Origin of the sequence: uncultured Aquimonas sp. (assembly GCF_937888285.1) — a bacterium.
GTDB lineage: Bacteria > Pseudomonadota > Gammaproteobacteria > Xanthomonadales > Xanthomonadaceae > Aquimonas.
This window is the reverse complement of record NZ_CALART010000011.1, coordinates 308,179-325,021: the sequence shown is the minus strand read 5'-3', so window position 1 is coordinate 325,021 and position 16,843 is coordinate 308,179. Positions and strand designations below refer to the sequence as shown.

Here is a 16,843-nt window from a genome sequence, read left to right as displayed (position 1 = left end):
CCGCTGCCGCCACCGCCGTCCGCAGTAGGTGGATGGCTCCCACATGCTCTAAGCGTGCGCAGACAGCAAGGCCCGCCTCAGGGGCGGGCCTTGCCGGATACCGCCTCTGACTTCAGCGTGCCGCGTTGCTGTTCATCACCGAATTGCGCGAGGCGTCCAGATACTGCGCCGGGTCGCGCATGCCGGCGGTATGGCATTGCCCGCTCGCATGCCCGCGGTTGATGCCGCCCGGCAGCTGGGCATAGGTGCGCTCGACCGTGCCGTCCTCGGGGTCGCTGAGCACCAGGTCCGAGGCGAAGTTGCAGTAGTCGTTGGTGTACCAGTTGGTTGTGCGGAAGGCGGTGCTGTAGTAGTTGACCTTGCCGCGGGCCCAGGTCGGTACGCCGGCCAGCCAGCTGGCCGCACCGCTGTAGGTCAGGTTGCTGTTGGTGCCGCAGCCAACCCCGAAGATGCCGCCGAGGGCCGCCAGCACGCCGGCCAGGTTGGTGCCCTGATAGGGCGTGCCGACCGACTGTATGAGGCGGGCGCCGGTGGCATTGTCGAGGCCGCTCCAGTAGTAGGCATACAGGTGCAGCGAGGCCGCCCCGCCCTGGCTGTGGGCCACGGTGCCGAACGAGTTCCAGCTGGATCCGAAGGTCCGGAGGCGCTGGGCGAACTGGTCGTGGGTGCGGTTCTGGTTGGCATCCAAAAAGGTCGAGGCATTGCTGAACTGGCTGGCCGGCCAGACCCCGCCAGAGCAGTAGCCGTGCACCAGGATCAGCCGGCTGCCCACCGCCTTCGAGGACAGTTCCGCCGGACGCGGGCCTTGGGTCATCAGCTCGTCGATCTCGAGATCGACGGCGGCGTACTTCTGCGCCGAGACCGTCATGCCCAGCGGGATGCGCTCGGCTTTCGCCAGGGCAACGAAATGGTCGGGATCCTCGACGCGCAGGTTGCGCAGCTCGAACGGCCCCTGTGCCCCGGCCTTGGCCACCCAGCGCTCGTCGAAGCCGAGTTCGATGGCGCCGCCGCTGACCTCCACCATGCCGCCCACCCAGGCGATCGGCAGCTCGGCGCCCTTGGCGTCGCGTCCCCAGACTTCGCCGACGGCCCGGTAGTGGCCGCCCTTCTTCGCCGCGGTCGCGGGCACCTGCAGCTGCAGCCGTCCCGGCCCACCGCTCTTGGCCATCACGGCCTGCGCCTGTCGGCCCAGACTCAGCTGGGCTTCGACCACAGGAATGACGTGCTCGGCGGTACGGATCAGCTCGACGCCGGCGGCATTGCGGCCCTTGACCAGCACCTGTGCATTCAGCAGGCCAGGCTCGCCGGCGGCGAACGCGCCGCCGTACAGGCCGTCGCCGGCTTCGCCATCGGCGTGCAGACCATCATCGAACATCGCGATCTTCTCGATCGAGCCGTCGGCGCGCGTGACCTGGATCCACGCTTCGTCGACCTGGCCAGCCTCGGGCCCCAGGACCACGCCCGACTTCGACTCGGCGCTGAGCTGCGCGGTCAGGCCGATGCTGCCGCCGGCGTGGAAGTCGAGATGCGTGGGATGCGAGCTGAGTTCGGTGCCCGAATCGCCCTCGATCAGCAGGAAGCCGCGGCGCGGGGCGTCGGCCGGCGCCGAGACCTCGAGCGACCAGCCGCCCTTCTGCAGGCGGCCGAACTGGTACAGCTCGGAGACGTGGCGCTCGCCTTCCAGGCCGAACTCGCCGGGCGCCACCTTGGCGGCGAGGTCGCGCGCCTTGTAGAGCTGCCCGGAGGGGCCGCGCAGGCCGAGTTCCCAGCCATGCGCATCGCCTGCGAGCAGCAGCACCTGCAGCTCCGCGCGCTCGACGGGAACCTGCATGCGCCAGCTCTGGCGGCCGGACTTGTCGGCGACGAGATCGACCGGGATCAAGGCCGACTTCGAGTGGATCGCCCCCGCTGCGGGCGAGGGCGCGCGCATCAGCGCCATCTCCGAGGGCGGGCCGGCCAGTTGCTTGAACATCGAGGCGTGGACGGGTGACGCCAGCGCGGCGCACGCGAACAAGGAGGCGCTGCAGAGCGCCAGAGGCTTCAACTTCATTGGTTCCCTCCCCAGGGAATGAGTCCGCCGGCAGCAGGATGGCTGCGACGGTGCCGGCGTCCCGAGGGCAGCAGCTCGATCGGCTGCGGTTCTCCTCCCCTACGCCAGCGCATGGAGGCTAGGCTGAAACCCAGGCTGAACGCATTCTGCGCTGCAGCGAAGCCCGAGCGTCTCGGCTCGCCACAGGTCGCGCGCTACACTCCGCGAATGGACATCCTGCTCGCCAACCCCCGCGGTTTCTGCGCTGGCGTCGACCGCGCCATCGAAATCGTCAAGCGTGCGCTGGAACTCTTCGGCGCTCCCATCTATGTCCGCCACGAAGTGGTGCACAACCGCTACGTCGTGGAAGACCTGCGCGCGCGCGGCGCCGTCTTCGTCGAAGAGCTCGACCAGGTGCCCGACGGCGCGACCGTGATCTTCAGCGCCCATGGTGTGTCGCAGGCCGTGCGCGGCGAGGCGGCGCGGCGCGGCCTGAAGGTGTTCGACGCGACCTGTCCGCTGGTCACCAAGGTGCATATGGAGGTGGCCCAGCACTGCCGCGCCGGGCGCGACGTGGTGCTGATCGGCCATGCCGGCCACCCCGAGGTCGAAGGCACGATGGGTCAGTGGAACGCCGAGAGCGCCGGTGGCCGCATCTATCTCGTCGAGGACGTGGGCGACGTCGCGCGGCTCGATGTGGGGCAGCCCGAGAACCTGGCCTACACCACCCAGACGACGCTGTCGGTGGATGACACCCGCGGCATCATCGAGGCCCTGCGCGAGCGCTTCCCGGCCATCGTCGGTCCGCGCAAGGACGACATCTGCTACGCCACCCAGAACCGTCAGGACGCCGTGCGCCGGCTGGCGGAAACCTGCGATCTGCTGCTGGTGGTGGGTTCAGTCAACAGCTCGAACTCGAACCGCCTGCGCGAGTTGGCCGAAAAGCAGGGCGTGCCGGCCTACCTCATCGACGGCGCCGAGCACATCGACCCCGCCTGGCTTGCGGGGCGTCAGCGCATCGGCCTGACTGCAGGCGCCTCCGCGCCGGAGCTGCTTGTGCAGGGTGTGGTCGATCGCCTGCGCGAGCTCGGCGCCAGCGGCGTCCGCCAGCTGGAGGGTGAACCCGAGAACGTGATCTTCGCCCTGCCCAAGGAACTGCGCATCACCCTGGTTGCCTGAGCGTGATCCGCGCCCTGCGTTGACCCGGTGCGCGGACCTGCCTAAACTTCGCGGCTCTTCGCCGGAATAGCTCAGTTGGTAGAGCGGCGCATTCGTAATGCGTAGGTCGCAGGTTCGACTCCTGTTTCCGGCACCAGAAAACCAGACGGCCGCCGTGCTTCGCACAGGCGGCCGTTTGTTTTTGCGCTCCGGCGTGAGCTAGCCGTCGGCGGCGGATTCGGGCGGAAATACCCGCACCCGCTGCACCACGTTGTCGCCGATTGCCTCGACGCGCATCCGCAGGCCTTCGACTTCCAGCTCGGCACCGGCCTCCGGCAGGGCTTCCAGGCTGCCCACGATGAGGCCGTTCAAGGTGCTGAACTCGTCGGTGGGCAGCTCCCAGCCGAGATGGCGGTTGATGTTGTGCAGCGGGGTGCGGCCGTCGATCAGCAGGCTGCCGTCGGCGGCGTGCTGGATGCGCCGGGTGTTCTGCCCCGGCGCGCTGACGAAGTCGCCGACGATCTCTTCGAGGATGTCCGGCAGGGTCACCAGGCCGACGATGTCGCCGTATTCGTCCACGACCAGGCCGACCCGCCGCTTGACCCGCTGGAACTCCAGCATCTGCTTGGTCAGCGGCGTGCCTTCGGGCACGAAGTAGGGTTTGCGCAGGCGCGACTCGATGAAGTCCGGAGTGATCTTCTCGGCGGGCGTGTCGATCAGGTTGCGCAGGTGCAGGATGCCGAGCACCTGGTCGACGCTGCCGCGATACACCGGTGCGCGGCTGAAGGGGAAGCGCGCCAGGCGGGCGCGCAGCTCGGCCGGGTCCGCATCGAGATCCAGCCCTTCGATCTCGTTGCGCGGGACCATGATGTCCTCGACCTTGGCTTCTTCGAGGGCGAGGATGTTGAGCAGCATCTGGCGATGCTTCTCCGGAATCATGCGGCCGCCCTCTTCGAGCAGGGTGCGCAGTTCGGCGGCGGAGAGTGCGTGGGCGTCGCCCGCGGGTTCGCGGTGGCCGGCCAGCCACAGCACGCCTGCTGCCAGACGGTTTACGAGCCATACCAGCGGAAAGCTGCACTTGAGCAGCGGCCAGAGAATGTAGGACGCCGGCAAGGCGACGCGCTCCGGACGCAGGGCGGCCAGCGTCTTCGGTGCGACCTCGGAAAAGATCAGCACCACGACCGTCAGTACGGCCGTCCCCACCAGCACGCCCGCTTCGCCCGCGATGCGAACGAAAGCGATGGTGGTGATCGCCGAGGCCGAGATATTGACGAAGTTGTTGCCCAGCAGGATCAGCCCGATCAGGCGCTCCGGCTGTTCCAGAAGCTGCTGCGCGAGCCGCGCGCCGCGGCTGCCTTCTCGCGCCAGATGCATCAGTCGATAGCGGTTGATCGACATCAGCGCTGTCTCCGATCCGGAGAAGAACGCCGAGAACACCAGCAGGATGCCGAGGGCGGAGAACAGCAGGCTTAGGGGTATGTCGTCCATGCGTCTGGTTCGGGGGCGGGCGCGCAATGCGGTCGCCGGTGCCCGCTGAGGGCTGCCGATTGTGTCAGAAAGCGGCGGCCGTCGCGCCGGCGGCCACCGGCGGCGTGGGAGCGTGCCCATGAAGCCGGGCGACCCGCCGGCTCTCATCCGATGCGACCGCGGCCTTGCTAGATTGCGCCCCGGCTCTTGATCAGGAAGCCCGCGTGGCCAAGTCGAAGATCTCCTACGTCTGCAGCGAATGCGGCGGCAACTCCAGCAAGTGGCAGGGCCAGTGCCCGGACTGCGGCGCCTGGAACACGCTCACCGAATTCGTCGAGACGCCCGCTGCCGCCGCCACGCGCCGCGCCGGCTACGCCGGTGGCGGCCTGCAGGCCAAGGTCACCCGCCTCGATCAGGTGCCGCAGGGCGTGGAGTCGCGCACCGAGGTGGGCATCGGCGAGTTCGACCGCGTGCTGGGTGGCGGACTGGTTGAGGGCTCGGTGGTGCTGATCGGCGGCGATCCCGGCATCGGCAAGTCGACCCTGCTGCTGCAGACCCTGGACGCGCTGGGCAGCCGCCTGCCGGGGCTTTATGTCACCGGCGAGGAAAGCCTGGGCCAAGTCGCCAACCGGGCCTCGCGGCTAGGGCTTTCACTGGCGGGCCTGAACTGCCTGACCGAGACCTGCGTCGAGCGCATCGTCGCGCATCTCAATGCCGAGAAGCCGCGGCTGGCGGTGATCGATTCGATCCAGACCATCCACTCCGAGCAACTGCCTGCTGCCCCCGGATCGGTCAGCCAGGTCCGCGAATCGGCGGCGCGGTTGGTGCGCCACGCCAAGGAGCAGGGCACCAGCATTTTCCTGGTCGGCCATGTCACCAAGGAGGGCGGCATCGCCGGTCCGCGCGTGCTGGAGCACATGGTCGATGCGGTGCTGTACTTCGAAGGCGAATCCGGCAGCCGCTTCCGCGTGCTGCGCGCTTTCAAGAACCGCTTCGGCGCGGTCAACGAGCTGGGCGTATTCGCGATGGGCGATCGCGGCCTGCGCGAGGTGCCGAACCCGTCGGCCATGTTCCTCTCCGGCACCTTGGCCGAGACCCCCGGCAGCATCGTCATGGTCACCCGCGAGGGCACGCGACCGCTGCTGGTCGAAGTCCAGGCGCTGGTGGACCAGAGCTCGCTGTCGAATCCGCGCCGCGTGTCGCTGGGCCTGGAGCAGAACCGTCTGGCGATGCTGCTGGCGGTGCTGCATCGACACGGCGGGCTGGCGGTGTTCGACCAGGACGTGTTCGTCAACGTCGTCGGCGGGATTCGCGTGCAGGAGACCGCGGCCGACCTGCCGGTGCTGCTGGCCGTGCTGTCGTCCTACCGCAATCGCGCGCCGGCCGAGAAAACGATCTCTTTCGGCGAGGTCGGCCTCTCGGGCGAGATCCGCCCGGTGCCGAACGGGGAGGAGCGTCTGCGCGAGGCGGCCAGCCACGGCTTCAAGCGCGCGATCGTGCCCAAGGCGAACCTGCCGCGTCGCGGCAGCATCAAGGACATGGAGGTGATTGGCGTGGAGCGGCTGGCGCAGGCGCTGGAAGCCGCCGACTGAACCGTGCGGGGCGGGTCGTGAGTCAGCCGCTCAGCTGCCGCCGAGCGACGACAGCTCGCGGTTCAGCAGTTCGGCGTTGCCGAGGTTCAACTCGATGGTGCGCTTCAGACGAAGGAAGCTGTCGAGGTCGATGCGCTCGCAGTTGAACCCGGCCACCGCGCTGTCGAGCCGCGCCAGGCTGACCGCCATCGCGATCATCGGCCCGCCTTCCAGCCGGACATCCAGCCGGTAACGGCTGCCGATCAGGCCGTCGAAACCCAGGGGGCGCGACACCAGGGCGCCACGGATCGCGAGATCCACCAGCTGCGCCTGCCACATCGCCGAACCCGAGTAGATGCGCACCTGCCCTTCCAGCGGGAAGCGGCTGTGGCGGCGGCCGCTCGCGGCGCTGGCGGAAGAATCGGGGGGTGAGCTCATGGGCGGGCGAGGATCAGTTCAAGCACCAGCTTGCTGCCGAAGAAGGCCAGCAGCAGCAGGCCCATGGCAAGCAGGGTCAGACGGACGGCGCGTTGGCCGCGCCAGCCGAAGCGTATCCGGCCGAACAGCAGGGCTGCCAGCACGGCCCACGAAAGGATCGACAGCACGGTCTTGTGGGCCAGGTGCTGGGCGAGCAGGTCTTCGACGAACAGCACCCCGGTCAGCAGGGTCAGGCTGAGCAGGACGAAGCAGACCCACAGCAATCGAAACAGCAGGTCCTCGGTCTGGATCAGCGGTGGCAGGCCTCGCGCCAGGGCGGAGGGGCGACGCGTGCGCAGGCCGCGCTCCTGCAGCCACATCAGGCTCGCCAGCACCGCGCCGACGCTGAGCGCAGCGTAGGCAAGCAGGGCGGTCCAGGCATGCAGCTGGATCTGCCAGCCCATGCTGGCGGGCGCCTGGGCGGGCAGGAGGGCGTGGGGCAGCAGGGCAAGGGCCGCGATCGGCATCATCACCACGTACAGCGCGCTTACTCGCCGCAGCAGGCTGTCGGCGAGGGTCAGCACGCCCATGCCCAGCGCGACCAGCGAGAGGGCCGCGAAGAAATGCAGTTCCGGACCGGACTCGTTCCAGGTGCGCAGGGCGTATCCGATCGCGTGCAGGTCGACCGCGACCAATGCGGCCAGGAATGGCGCACGCGGATGTGCAGGCAGCACTTCGCCGCGCGCGCGCAGGGCCAGGCCCGCAGCGGCGAGATAGGCACAGGAAGCCAGCAGGTGAAGGGTCAGGGCGAGCATGGCGCGCAAGTGTGGCATAGACCTGCGAGGCCCTACGCAGACATCCGCTCTGACCCGGGATGACCTGGCCTTTGAAGCGCATCCGCCGATGCGCGAGACCCACGGCCGTTGCGACTGGCTGCGCTTGGCTATACTTCGCGGTCATCCCGAAAGCCGGCGTTTCCCCATGTTCGAGTCCCTGAGCCAGCGTCTCTCCGCCACCGTCCAGCGCCTGCGCGGGCGCGGCCGTCTGTCCGAGGAGAACATCCGCGAGGCCCTGCGTGACGTGCGCATGGCGCTGCTTGAGGCCGATGTCGCGCTGCCGGTGGTGCAGGCGCTGATCCAGCGCATCAAGGTGCGCGCGGTCGGCCAGGAGGTGGCGAAGAGCCTCACGCCCGGCCAGGCACTGATCAAGGTGGTGCGCGACGAGTTGACCCTGGTGATGGGCGCGCAGAGCGCCGAGCTGAATCTCAACGTGCCGGCGCCGGCGGTGATCCTGATGGCCGGCCTGCAGGGTGCAGGCAAGACCACCACGGTCGGCAAGCTCGCCAAGCATCTGAAGGAGCGCCGCAAGAAGAAGGTGATGGTGGTCAGCTGCGACGTGTACCGACCGGCGGCGATCCAGCAGCTGGAGACGCTGGCCGGCCAGGTCGGCGCGATCTTCCACCCCAGCACCCCGGATCAGAGCCCGCGCCAGATCGCCGCTGCCGCCATCGATGCCGCGCGCAGGCAGTACGTCGACGTGCTGCTGGTCGACACTGCCGGCCGCCTCGCCATCGACGAAGCGATGATGGCCGAGATCAAGGACCTGCATGCCGGGGTGAGCCCGGTCGAGACCCTGTTCGTGGTCGACGCCATGACCGGACAGGACGCGGCCAACACCGCCAAGGCCTTCAGCGAGGCGCTGCCGCTGACCGGAGTGGTGCTGACCAAGACCGACGGTGATGCCCGCGGTGGCGCCGCGCTCAGCGTGCGCTACATCACCGGCAAGCCGATCAAGTTCATCGGCGTGGGCGAAAAGCCCGATGGCCTGGATGTGTTCCACCCCGACCGCGTGGCCAGCCGCATCCTCGACATGGGTGATGTGCTGTCGCTGGTCGAGGAGGTCGAGCGCAGTGTCGACCAGGAGAAGGCGGCCAAGCTTGCGGAGAAGGTCGCCAAGGGCAAGAAGTTCGACCTGAACGACATGCGCGACCAGCTGCAGCAGATGCAGAACATGGGCGGGCTCTCCAGCCTGCTCGACAAGCTGCCGGGCATGGGCGCCATTCCCGAGCAGGTCAAAAGCAAGGTCAACGACCGCGAGGTCGTGCGCATGGTCGCGATCATCAATTCGATGACCCCCAAGGAACGTCGCTATCCGGCCACGCTCAACGGCTCGCGACGCGCCCGCATCGCGCGCGGCTCGGGCACCCAGCCTGCCGACGTCAACAAGCTGATGAAGCAGTTCCAGCAGATGGAAAAGATGATGTCGAAGCTCGGCTCGGGCGGCCTCAAGGGCATGATGCGCGGCATGAAGGGCATGCTGGGCGGACGCGGGCCGGGCGGCATGCCCCTGCGCTGAACTCGACTGCCCTCCCGTCGCCGCGTGTGCGCTTTGACTTCCGGCCGCGGCCGGTTATCATTGCGCGTTCACTTGGGCGCTTTGCGTCCGACCATCACCCAGAACTACAGAGCAATCGACCATGGTCAAGATCCGTCTGACCCGCGGCGGCGCCAAGAAGCGCCCCTTCTATCACGTCATCGTCACCGACGAGCGCAACAAGCGCGACGGTCGCGCCATCGAGCGCGTCGGGTTCTACAACCCGGTCGCTTCGGGCAACGATCCGCGCCTGCAGCTGGACATCGCCCGCGTTGACCATTGGGTCGGCCACGGCGCCCAGATGAGCGACAAGGTGCGTTCGCTGTACAAGGAAGCCAGCCGCGCTCCGGCGGCGGCCTGATCTTCCGAAGGCGCGTCGCGCATGAGCGGGCAGGGCGCAGCGCCTGCCGAGTCTGCTGGGCGCCGCGTCCTGATGGGGCGTGTCGTCGGCGTATTCGGCGTTCGCGGCTGGCTCAAGATCGAGTCCTACAGCGAACCGCGCGATCGCCTGTTCAGCTACCGCCCCTGGCTCATGGGCCGAGGCGGCGTGCTCCGCGAGGTCGTTCCGGCCGAGCTGCGCGAGCAAGGCAAGAACGTTGTGGTCCGCCTGCCGGGCTGCGACACGGTCGAGCAGGCCCAGTCGCTGCTGGGCGAGGAGATCTGGGTGCCGCGAGCGTCGCTGCCGGCACCTGCAGCAGGCGAGTACTACTGGGTCGACCTCGAGGGCTTGGCGGTCGTCACCAGCGATGGCGTCGCGCTTGGCCGCATCTCGCACATGATCGCGACCGGGGCCAACGACGTGATGGTGGTACGCGGCGATCGCGAGCGACTCCTGCCGTTCACCCCCGGTCACGCCGTGCAGTCGGTGGACCTGGCGGCAGGGCGTGTGGTGGTCGACTGGGACCCGGATTTCTAGTCCTGCGCCGCTGGCGCTGCGGCGCCCACCCGTGGAGGCGGCATGCGCATCGACGTGCTGAGCCTGTTCCCCGAGTTCTTCGCGGCAAGCGCAGATGTGGGCGTCGTCGGCCGCGCCATCCGGCAGGGATTGCTTGAGCTGCACTGCCACAACCCCAGGGACTTCACCGAGGACCGGCACCGCCGGGTGGACGACCGGACCTTCGGTGGCGGCCCGGGAATGGTGATGCAGGTGGGGCCGCTGCGAGCTGCCCTCGCCGCGGTCCGCGCCCAGGCAAGCGAGCCCGGTCTGACCGTGTATTTCACGCCGCAAGGCGAGCGCTTGACGCAGCGCCGGGTGCGCGCGCTGGCGACCGCACCGAGGCTGCTGCTGCTGTGCGGACGCTACGAGGGTATCGACGAGCGTCTGGTTGGGCGCGAAGTCGATCTGGAGCTTTCGATCGGCGACTACGTGCTCTCGGGCGGCGAGCTGGCTGCCGCCGTGTTGATCGATGCGGTGGGGCGACTGCAGGAAGGTGCGCTCAACCGCAGCGAGAGCGCGACGCAGGACAGCTTCGAGGACGGTCTTCTGGACTGCCCTCACTACAGCCGACCCGAGCATGACGCCTACGGATCGGTGCCGGCGGTGCTGATGTCCGGCGACCACGCTGCCATCGAGCGCTGGCGGCGCAAACAGGCGCTGGGACGCACCTGGCTGAGGCGGCCGGACCTGCTGGCCCGGATGCAACTGGGCGCGAGGGATCGCGCTCTGCTGGAGGAATTCCGCCGGGAGCTGGCGGAAGAAAAATAATCGCGCGCGGCCCTGACATGAGCTCAGGTTTCGCGCTACACTTGTCGACTAACTTTGCCGGTGGGTAGTGTCATGAGCAAGATCAACAAGAACATCATCGCCGAGTTCGAGGCTGCCCAGGCCGAGCGCCAGCTGCCGGACTTCGGCCCGGGCGACACCGTGATCGTCAACGTGAAGGTCAAGGAAGGCAACCGCGAGCGCGTGCAGGCCTACGAAGGCGTGGTCATCGCCAAGCGCAACCGCGGCCTGAACTCCGCGTTCACCGTGCGCAAGATTTCGCATGGCACCGGCGTGGAGCGCGTGTTCCAGAGCCACAGCCCGCTGATCGACTCGGTGGAAGTGAAGCGCCGCGGCAAGGTCCGCGCAGCCAAGCTGTACTACCTGCGTGATCTGGAAGGCAAGGCCGCGCGCATCAAGGAAGACCTGGGCGCTCAGCGCTGAGGCAGCCTGCGCGAAGCTCCGGCTCCGCGTGTGACGACGAACGACGAAGGCCTGCATCCTGCAGAGGGTGCGGGCCTTTCGTCCTTTCAGCAGCGGCCGCACGCTGTGTTGGTCCAGGCTGAGAGAAGCTTTCGCTTGCCGCGTTCCGTGTGCTGATGCACCGATCAGCAAACTCAAGCTGCTAGACTCAAGCACTTGCACGTGCTTGTTGAGGACTCGTCTCATGAATCGCATCGCTTCCGTCGCGCTGGCCGTGGCTGCGCTTGGTTTCTCTGCTGCGTCCACGGCCAACGTCTGCGAAGGGACTACGTCCGGCGTGACCCGCAGTGCGCAGATGGTGGCGTGGGCGGCCGGTGACGAAGTCGCCAGCAGCGCGAGCCATCTGCTGGGGACCTCGCCCAGCGAGATGCTGTCGCTCAATGCGGTGCTGCTGCGTCGTCAGCTCGGGACCTGTGGCCCCGCCGACGAGTACGCGGGCTACGTGCCCAAGACCCAGCACGACAACACGCCCTGGCGCTTCAATGCGGACTCCGGCCGCGGCCTCAGCGCCGCCGAGTTCGATGCCTGGATGAAGAGTCGCGGTGTTCGCGTCGCCCGTGGGCGCGGTGAGGCAGCGCCGGCCGAAGAGGCGGCCGTGGTCACCCAGTAGTTCCGTCAGCGCGAGAGCATCTTGTGCAAAGGGCCCGCGCAGCGGGCCCTTTGCGTTGGTGATGCGCAACTTGAAGGTGGCGGCCGTGGCCCAGCCCGTTGACCACGCCGCCAGCCGACGCGCCGTCAATGCACCCTCAGCTTCGCGGCGGCTGCGTGGAATCGCGCACCACCAGGTGCGGGCTGACGGTGAAGGCAGCGGGCGCTTCGCGCGTCTGCGGCCAATCCTTGGCCAGCAGCAGGCCCGCGGCTTGGCGGCCAAGGTCGCGGATCGGCAGGTGGATGGTCGTCAGCGGCGGCCACAGCTGGCTGGCCAAAGGGCTGTCGTCATAGCCGACGACGGACAGGTCAGCGGGGATCGACAGGCCCATGCGCAAGGCGGCCTTGTACACGCCTGCCGCCATTTCGTCGTTGCAGGCGAAGATCGCGGTGGGGCGGGGCGACTGCCTGAGCAGGGCCTCGGCGCCCGCGACGCCGGACTCGAACGTATAGCCGCCCTCGTACACGAGCTCATCGCTGAGCTTGATGCCGCGCCGCGCCAGGCCCTCGATGAAGCCGCCACCGCGTTCGATCGAGCTGCGGTAGCGCTTCGGACCGGTGATCAGGCCGATGTGCCGGTGGCCGAGGGACTCCAGGTATTCGGCGACCTCGCTGCCGGCCCGGCGGTCGTGCGTGAGCACCATGCGGTTGGCTTCGTCGAGAGGCACCGAAGCGATGCGCGCATAGCGCACGCCGAGTTCCTGCAGGGCCTCGGCCAGCGCCTGGTCTTCGGACACGCGCGGGATCAGGATCACCCCGTAGAGCTTCTGACGCTGGACGAAGCGCTTGATGCCCTCGATGTAGTCGGCCTGCTTGCTGTCGCAGGGATGCACGACCAGTTCGAAGCCGGAATCGCGCAGCGCGTCGAGCGCGCCGTACTGCATGTTGACGATGTACTGCGCGGTCGGATTGTCGAACACCAAGCCGATCAGGAAGGAGTGGCGAAAAGCGAGGCCGCGCGCCTGCGGGTCGGGCGAATAGCCGAGCTCGGTCATCAGCGACTGCACGCGCTCGCGGGTCTCGGGATGCACCAGCTCGGAGCCGTTGATCACCCGCGACACCGTCTTCTTCGACACCCCGGTCAGGCGCGCGATGTCGTTGATCGTGGTCTTGCCGCTGCTCCCTTTGGCCCGCGCGGAGGCCGGCGCTGCGGCTGCATCGGTCGTAGTTGCTGGGCGTGTGCTGCGGTCGGAGCTGCGACGGGCGCTCATGCGTGGCCTGCGGTGGACATCGACTCCGGATTCTAGCCCCTGGCCCGCCGCTCAGCGCTCACTTGAGCGCCATCGGCAGCCACAGCGACAGCGCCGGGAACAGGGCTACCAGCAGCAGCACCAGAGCCGAAGCGCCGTAGAAGGGCCAGATCGTGCGCAGGGTCTGGGCGATCTCGATGCGGCCAATGGCCGCCCCCACGAACAGCACCGAACCCACTGGCGGCGTGATGAGGCCGATGCCGCCGGCGAGGATCATCACCACGCCGAAGTGGATGGGGTGGATGCCATAGGCCTTGGCCACCGGCAGGAAGATCGGCGTACAGATCAGGATCAGCGGGGCCAGGTCCATGAAGGTGCCGAGCAGGAGCAGGGCGATCACGATCATCAGCAGCACGGTCAGGGGCTCGCTGGCGATCGCGCGCAGGAACTCGACCGCGGCCGCAGGGACTTCCAGATAGGCCAGCAGCCAGCCGAACAGGCCGGCCGCGGCGATCACGAAGAGGATGCTGCCGGTGGTGCGCGCCGCGTGCATGCAGGCGTCCAGCAGGGCCGGGCCGCGCAGGGCGCGGTAGGCGAACACGGTGATGATCAGGGCATAGACCACGGCGATCGCCGCGCTCTCGACCGCGGTGAAGATGCCTGCGCGGATACCGACGAAGATCAGGATCACCAGCAGCAGGCCGGGCAGGGCCGAGACCAGCCGCACCAGCACCATGCGGAAGCCGGGGAAGGCCTCGACCGCATAGCCGCGGCGGCGCGCGATCAGCCAGCCGGTCACCATCATGGCGAGCGTCATCAGCAGGGCCGGCACGATGCCGGCGGCGAACAGGTCGGCGATCGAAAGCCCGCCGCCCGCTGCGGCCGAGTAAAGGATCAGATTGTGCGAAGGCGGCACCAGCAGGGCGACCAGGGCCGCGCTGACGCTGACGTTGACCGCGAAGTCGCGGTCGAAGCCGCGCTTCACCATCTGCGGGATCATCGCCCCGCCCACTGCCGAGACATCGGCGATGGCCGAACCCGACACGCCGCCGAAGAACAGGTTGGACAGCACGTTGACCTGGCCGAGGCCGCCGCGGATGTGGCCGACCAGGCTGCCGGCCAGTCCGATCAGGCGCTCGGAGATGCCGCCGCGCAGCATCAGCTCACCGGTGAAGATGAACAGCGGAATCGCGATCAGCGAGATCGCGCCGGCGCCGGCCGCGAGTTGCTGGGCGGCGAGGATCAGGGGCAGATCGAGATGCAGCACCACAACGACCGCCGCGGCGGCCAGCGCATAGGCCACCGGCACGCCGGCCATCAGCAGCAGGGCGAACACGCCGAACAGCAGGGCAATCGCCATCACTCGTTCTCCAGCGGTGCGCGCAGCAGCTGCGGCAGCGCGAACAGGCTCATCAGGGCGCCGCCCAGGGCGAGCGGGAAATAGACGCTGCCCTGCGGCAGCGGCGCGCCGGCCAGGCGCACGTCCAGGCCATCCACGCCGAGCTGCAGGCCGTACACCGCCAGCAGCAGGCCGATTGCGATCACGATGAGGGCCGACAGTCGGGCGAAGGCGCGCTGGCCCGCTGCGGGCAACAGCATCACCAGCAAGGGGAAGCGGAAGTGGCTGCGCGCATGCACGCCAGCGGCGGCGCCGAAGGCGAGGGTGGTGGTGAGGCAGATCAGGGTCAGCGGCTCGGTCCAGCTGGGTGAGGCGTTGAGCGCATAGCGCGCCAGAACCTGCCAGCCCTGGGTGATGACCATGCCGAACAGGCCCAGCGCGGCCAGCACGGTGGATGCGCGTGCGACTGGGGCGAGCGCGCGTTCGAAGGCGGAGTCAGGTGATTGAGCGGCGTTCATGCCGCGGCCTCCGCTTCGATACGGTCCACCAGCGGCGCGACTTCGGGGTGGGCGCGATAGCGCGCCAGCACCGGCGCCGCCGCGGCGCGGAAGGCATCAAGGTCGACAGCGTTGACTTCGACGCCGGCGGTGAGGATGGCCTCGCGGGCGCGCGCCTCGCTGGCGTCCCAGTGCTCGCGCATCACCGCCACCGAGCGCTGCGCCAGCGCGCGCAGCAGGGCCTGGTCGTCACCACTGAGCGATTCGAAGTTGCGCTTCGACATCAGCAGGATGTCCGGTGCATAGGAATGCTGCGTTTCCGACCAGTAGCCGGCGATCTCGAACTGGCGGCTGCTGTGGAAGCTGCGGATGTTGTTCTCGGCACCATCGATCAGCCGCGTCTCCAGGGCCGAGAACACTTCGCCGAAGGGCAGGGGCGTGGGGTTTGCGCCGAGCGCGCGCATCAGGTCGAGGAAGATGTCGGACGGCGGCACCCGCAGCTTGAATCCGCGCAGGTCGGCGGGTGTTCGTAGCGGCCCCCGCGTGTTGTAGACGCTGCGCGCGCCGCAGTCGTAGATCGCGAGACCCACCAGTCCGCGCGCTTCGAAGCCTTCGAGAATGCGTGCGCCGACTTCGCCGTCGATCAGTGCGCGCAGGTGACTCTTGCTGCGGATCAGATAGGGCAGGCCGAGCGCGATGGTGCGCGGCCAGCCGTTGTTGAGCGCGCCGGAATACACGCGGGTGATGTCGATGGCGCCGTGCCGGGCCATGTCGATCTGGTCGTTCTCACGGCCGAGCTGACCCGAGTGGTAGACCCGCAGGCGCAGGCGGCCGGCGGTTTCCGCTTCCAGCTGTTGGCCGATCCAGCGCACCGCCTCCACCGTCGGATAGTCGCTGACGTGCACGTCGGTGGCGGTGAGCAGGCGTCCGTCGTCCGCAAGGCTGGGCCGCATGCAGGCAGCGCCGAGCGCGAGGCCGACACCGGCGAGCATCTGCCTGCGCGTGAACTGCAAGGTCATGGCGTCCCTCCGAGGGCATGCGGAAGTGCCGGCAGGGCATGTGCGCGCAGCTCGGCGATGCCGTCGAACACCAGCCGCGCGCTCTGGCCGGCACGGATGTCGTGGATGCCCGTCGCGGCACCGGTGGACACGATCATGCCGGCCTTGAGTGGATGGCCGCGGCGCGCGCCGCGGTTCAGGGCAAAGGCCAGCGCCGCCAGCGGGCCGCCGGGCAGCTGCAGGGCGCCGCCCCGACCTGCAAGCGTGTCCTCGACCCAGGTCGCGCAGGTGTAGCGCGACCAGTCGCCGCTGCGCCAGCTTTCGATCACCGGCCCGAGGAAGACGCCGGCGTTATTGCCGAAGTCCGACACCACCACCGCCGGCCCCAGCGCATTGATCGTCGCCAGGGGGCTGCCCGCCAGCTCGATGCCCACGCGCAGTTCGGCGGCAAGGGCTGCCGCCGATTCCGCGCCATAGTCTGTGCGGCCGATCTCGGCATCCGCGCCGAGCACGAAGACGTACTCGGCTTCGACCGCCGCGAAGCCGCCGGTGATCACCCGCAGCTCCGCCGATTCATCGGGGCCCAGACTGCGGCACTGGCGGGCAAAGATCGGCCCCATCAGCCGGTCCTCGCCGAGACGCGGCAGCCAGGCATCGGGAATGCGGCCGACTTTCCAGCCGACGAGCCGGTCCGGCCAGCGCGCGATCGCTGCATCCTGACGCGCATAGGCCGCGTCCAGCCCGACAGGCAGCGGGCCCGGATAGCCGGGCAGGGCGCGCGCGGACAGGCGCGCTTCTACGAAGCGGGCGGCGATGTCCCGGCTCAGTTCGGGGGCTTCGAAACACACGGGTTCTGGGTTCACTCAAGGCTCCGCAGATGGCCAGTCGCAGTGCCCGCAGGCGCGCGACTGGCGATGGATGTTGTATAAGGGAAACCGGTGTCATTTACAACGAGCGCTGCAACAGCGCCA

At 68.6% G+C, this 16,843-nt stretch carries 17 protein-coding genes and 1 tRNA gene; 9 read left to right on the top strand and 9 right to left on the bottom strand.

The window, feature by feature from the left end:
* Positions 1–112: 112 nt before the first annotated feature.
* The gene (locus Q0654_RS03690) at positions 113–2,050 is read right to left on the bottom strand and encodes a choice-of-anchor X domain-containing protein (protein ID WP_298850577.1); all 1,938 of its coding nucleotides are present in this window, start codon (positions 2,048–2,050) and stop codon (positions 113–115) included.
* 207 nt (positions 2,051–2,257) lie between these two features.
* On the opposite strand from Q0654_RS03690, the gene ispH reads away from it, so the two are divergent.
* Positions 2,258–3,208: a 4-hydroxy-3-methylbut-2-enyl diphosphate reductase gene (ispH, locus tag Q0654_RS03685; protein ID WP_298850576.1), complete on the top strand. Its 951-nt coding sequence runs from the start codon at positions 2,258–2,260 to the stop codon at positions 3,206–3,208.
* Positions 3,209–3,268: 60 nt separating this feature from the next.
* A tRNA-Thr gene (locus tag Q0654_RS03680) sits at positions 3,269–3,344 on the top strand.
* 62 nt (positions 3,345–3,406) lie between these two features.
* Here the strand turns inward: Q0654_RS03680 and Q0654_RS03675 are convergent.
* Positions 3,407–4,675, bottom strand: coding sequence for an HlyC/CorC family transporter (locus Q0654_RS03675; RefSeq protein WP_298850575.1), 1,269 nt, complete (start codon positions 4,673–4,675; stop codon positions 3,407–3,409).
* Between the two features lie 203 nt (positions 4,676–4,878).
* Between Q0654_RS03675 and radA the strand changes: the two genes are divergently transcribed.
* Entirely contained in the window at positions 4,879–6,246 is a 1,368-nt protein-coding gene (gene radA, locus Q0654_RS03670; protein WP_298850574.1) for a DNA repair protein RadA, read from the top strand.
* A 30-nt stretch (positions 6,247–6,276) separates the two neighbouring features.
* Here radA and Q0654_RS03665 read toward each other — a convergent pair whose 3' ends face one another.
* Both Q0654_RS03665 and ccsA read right to left on the bottom strand, forming a co-directional pair.
* Positions 6,277–6,663, bottom strand: a complete 387-nt coding sequence (locus Q0654_RS03665) for a PilZ domain-containing protein (RefSeq protein ID WP_298850573.1) — start codon at positions 6,661–6,663, stop codon at positions 6,277–6,279.
* Positions 6,660–7,448, bottom strand: coding sequence for a cytochrome c biogenesis protein CcsA (gene ccsA, locus Q0654_RS03660; protein ID WP_298850728.1), 789 nt, complete (start codon positions 7,446–7,448; stop codon positions 6,660–6,662). Before ccsA ends, Q0654_RS03665 begins: the two co-directional genes overlap by 4 nt.
* A 175-nt stretch (positions 7,449–7,623) precedes the next feature.
* Between ccsA and ffh the strand changes: the two genes are divergently transcribed.
* From ffh to Q0654_RS03630, 6 genes are all read left to right on the top strand, one after another.
* A complete protein-coding gene (gene ffh / locus Q0654_RS03655; RefSeq protein ID WP_298850571.1) occupies positions 7,624–8,997 on the top strand; it encodes a signal recognition particle protein in 1,374 nt (457 codons plus the stop codon).
* Between the two features lie 121 nt (positions 8,998–9,118).
* Positions 9,119–9,376: a 30S ribosomal protein S16 gene (gene rpsP / locus Q0654_RS03650; RefSeq protein WP_298850569.1), complete on the top strand. Its 258-nt coding sequence runs from the start codon at positions 9,119–9,121 to the stop codon at positions 9,374–9,376.
* A gap of 21 nt (positions 9,377–9,397) precedes the next feature.
* On the top strand, positions 9,398–9,931 hold the full coding sequence (gene rimM / locus Q0654_RS03645) for a ribosome maturation factor RimM (RefSeq protein WP_298850567.1): 534 nt from the start codon (positions 9,398–9,400) through the stop codon (positions 9,929–9,931).
* 42 nt (positions 9,932–9,973) lie between these two features.
* Positions 9,974–10,720: a tRNA (guanosine(37)-N1)-methyltransferase TrmD gene (gene trmD / locus Q0654_RS03640; protein WP_298850565.1), complete on the top strand. Its 747-nt coding sequence runs from the start codon at positions 9,974–9,976 to the stop codon at positions 10,718–10,720.
* Positions 10,721–10,792: 72 nt separating this feature from the next.
* Positions 10,793–11,161, top strand: a complete 369-nt coding sequence (gene rplS / locus Q0654_RS03635; protein WP_298850564.1) for a 50S ribosomal protein L19 — start codon at positions 10,793–10,795, stop codon at positions 11,159–11,161.
* 223 nt (positions 11,162–11,384) lie between these two features.
* A complete protein-coding gene (locus tag Q0654_RS03630; RefSeq protein ID WP_298850562.1) occupies positions 11,385–11,810 on the top strand; it encodes a hypothetical protein in 426 nt (141 codons plus the stop codon).
* A gap of 136 nt (positions 11,811–11,946) precedes the next feature.
* Here Q0654_RS03630 and Q0654_RS03625 read toward each other — a convergent pair whose 3' ends face one another.
* From Q0654_RS03625 to Q0654_RS03605, 5 genes are all read right to left on the bottom strand, one after another.
* Complete coding sequence (locus Q0654_RS03625) at positions 11,947–13,059, bottom strand: LacI family DNA-binding transcriptional regulator (RefSeq protein WP_298850560.1); 1,113 nt, start codon at positions 13,057–13,059, stop codon at positions 11,947–11,949.
* A 58-nt stretch (positions 13,060–13,117) separates the two neighbouring features.
* Positions 13,118–14,398: a TRAP transporter large permease gene (locus Q0654_RS03620; RefSeq protein ID WP_298850558.1), complete on the bottom strand. Its 1,281-nt coding sequence runs from the start codon at positions 14,396–14,398 to the stop codon at positions 13,118–13,120.
* The gene (locus tag Q0654_RS03615) at positions 14,398–14,895 is read right to left on the bottom strand and encodes a TRAP transporter small permease (protein ID WP_298850556.1); all 498 of its coding nucleotides are present in this window, start codon (positions 14,893–14,895) and stop codon (positions 14,398–14,400) included. Before Q0654_RS03615 ends, Q0654_RS03620 begins: the two co-directional genes overlap by 1 nt.
* Entirely contained in the window at positions 14,892–15,827 is a 936-nt protein-coding gene (locus tag Q0654_RS03610; RefSeq protein WP_298850726.1) for a TRAP transporter substrate-binding protein, read from the bottom strand. Before Q0654_RS03610 ends, Q0654_RS03615 begins: the two co-directional genes overlap by 4 nt.
* 62 nt (positions 15,828–15,889) lie before the next feature.
* The gene (locus Q0654_RS03605) at positions 15,890–16,735 is read right to left on the bottom strand and encodes a 2-keto-4-pentenoate hydratase (RefSeq protein ID WP_298850553.1); all 846 of its coding nucleotides are present in this window, start codon (positions 16,733–16,735) and stop codon (positions 15,890–15,892) included.
* Positions 16,736–16,843 lie beyond the last annotated feature (108 nt).

What these genes read in the sequence shown, in the direction of transcription:
- Q0654_RS03690 (WP_298850577.1), bottom strand. Translation starts at nt 2,050, where the DNA reads ATGAAGTTGAAGCCTCTGGCGCTCTGCAGCGCCTCCTTGTTCGCGTGC.
- ispH (WP_298850576.1), top strand. Translation starts at nt 2,258, where the DNA reads ATGGACATCCTGCTCGCCAACCCCCGCGGTTTCTGCGCTGGCGTCGAC.
- Q0654_RS03675 (WP_298850575.1), bottom strand. Translation starts at nt 4,675, where the DNA reads ATGGACGACATACCCCTAAGCCTGCTGTTCTCCGCCCTCGGCATCCTG.
- Q0654_RS03665 (WP_298850573.1), bottom strand. Translation starts at nt 6,663, where the DNA reads ATGAGCTCACCCCCCGATTCTTCCGCCAGCGCCGCGAGCGGCCGCCGC.
- ffh (WP_298850571.1), top strand. Translation starts at nt 7,624, where the DNA reads ATGTTCGAGTCCCTGAGCCAGCGTCTCTCCGCCACCGTCCAGCGCCTG.
- rpsP (WP_298850569.1), top strand. Translation starts at nt 9,119, where the DNA reads ATGGTCAAGATCCGTCTGACCCGCGGCGGCGCCAAGAAGCGCCCCTTC.
- rimM (WP_298850567.1), top strand. Translation starts at nt 9,398, where the DNA reads ATGAGCGGGCAGGGCGCAGCGCCTGCCGAGTCTGCTGGGCGCCGCGTC.
- trmD (WP_298850565.1), top strand. Translation starts at nt 9,974, where the DNA reads ATGCGCATCGACGTGCTGAGCCTGTTCCCCGAGTTCTTCGCGGCAAGC.
- rplS (WP_298850564.1), top strand. Translation starts at nt 10,793, where the DNA reads ATGAGCAAGATCAACAAGAACATCATCGCCGAGTTCGAGGCTGCCCAG.
- Q0654_RS03630 (WP_298850562.1), top strand. Translation starts at nt 11,385, where the DNA reads ATGAATCGCATCGCTTCCGTCGCGCTGGCCGTGGCTGCGCTTGGTTTC.
- Q0654_RS03625 (WP_298850560.1), bottom strand. Translation starts at nt 13,059, where the DNA reads ATGAGCGCCCGTCGCAGCTCCGACCGCAGCACACGCCCAGCAACTACG.
- Q0654_RS03620 (WP_298850558.1), bottom strand. Translation starts at nt 14,398, where the DNA reads ATGGCGATTGCCCTGCTGTTCGGCGTGTTCGCCCTGCTGCTGATGGCC.
- Q0654_RS03615 (WP_298850556.1), bottom strand. Translation starts at nt 14,895, where the DNA reads ATGAACGCCGCTCAATCACCTGACTCCGCCTTCGAACGCGCGCTCGCC.
- Q0654_RS03610 (WP_298850726.1), bottom strand. Translation starts at nt 15,827, where the DNA reads ATGCGGCCCAGCCTTGCGGACGACGGACGCCTGCTCACCGCCACCGAC.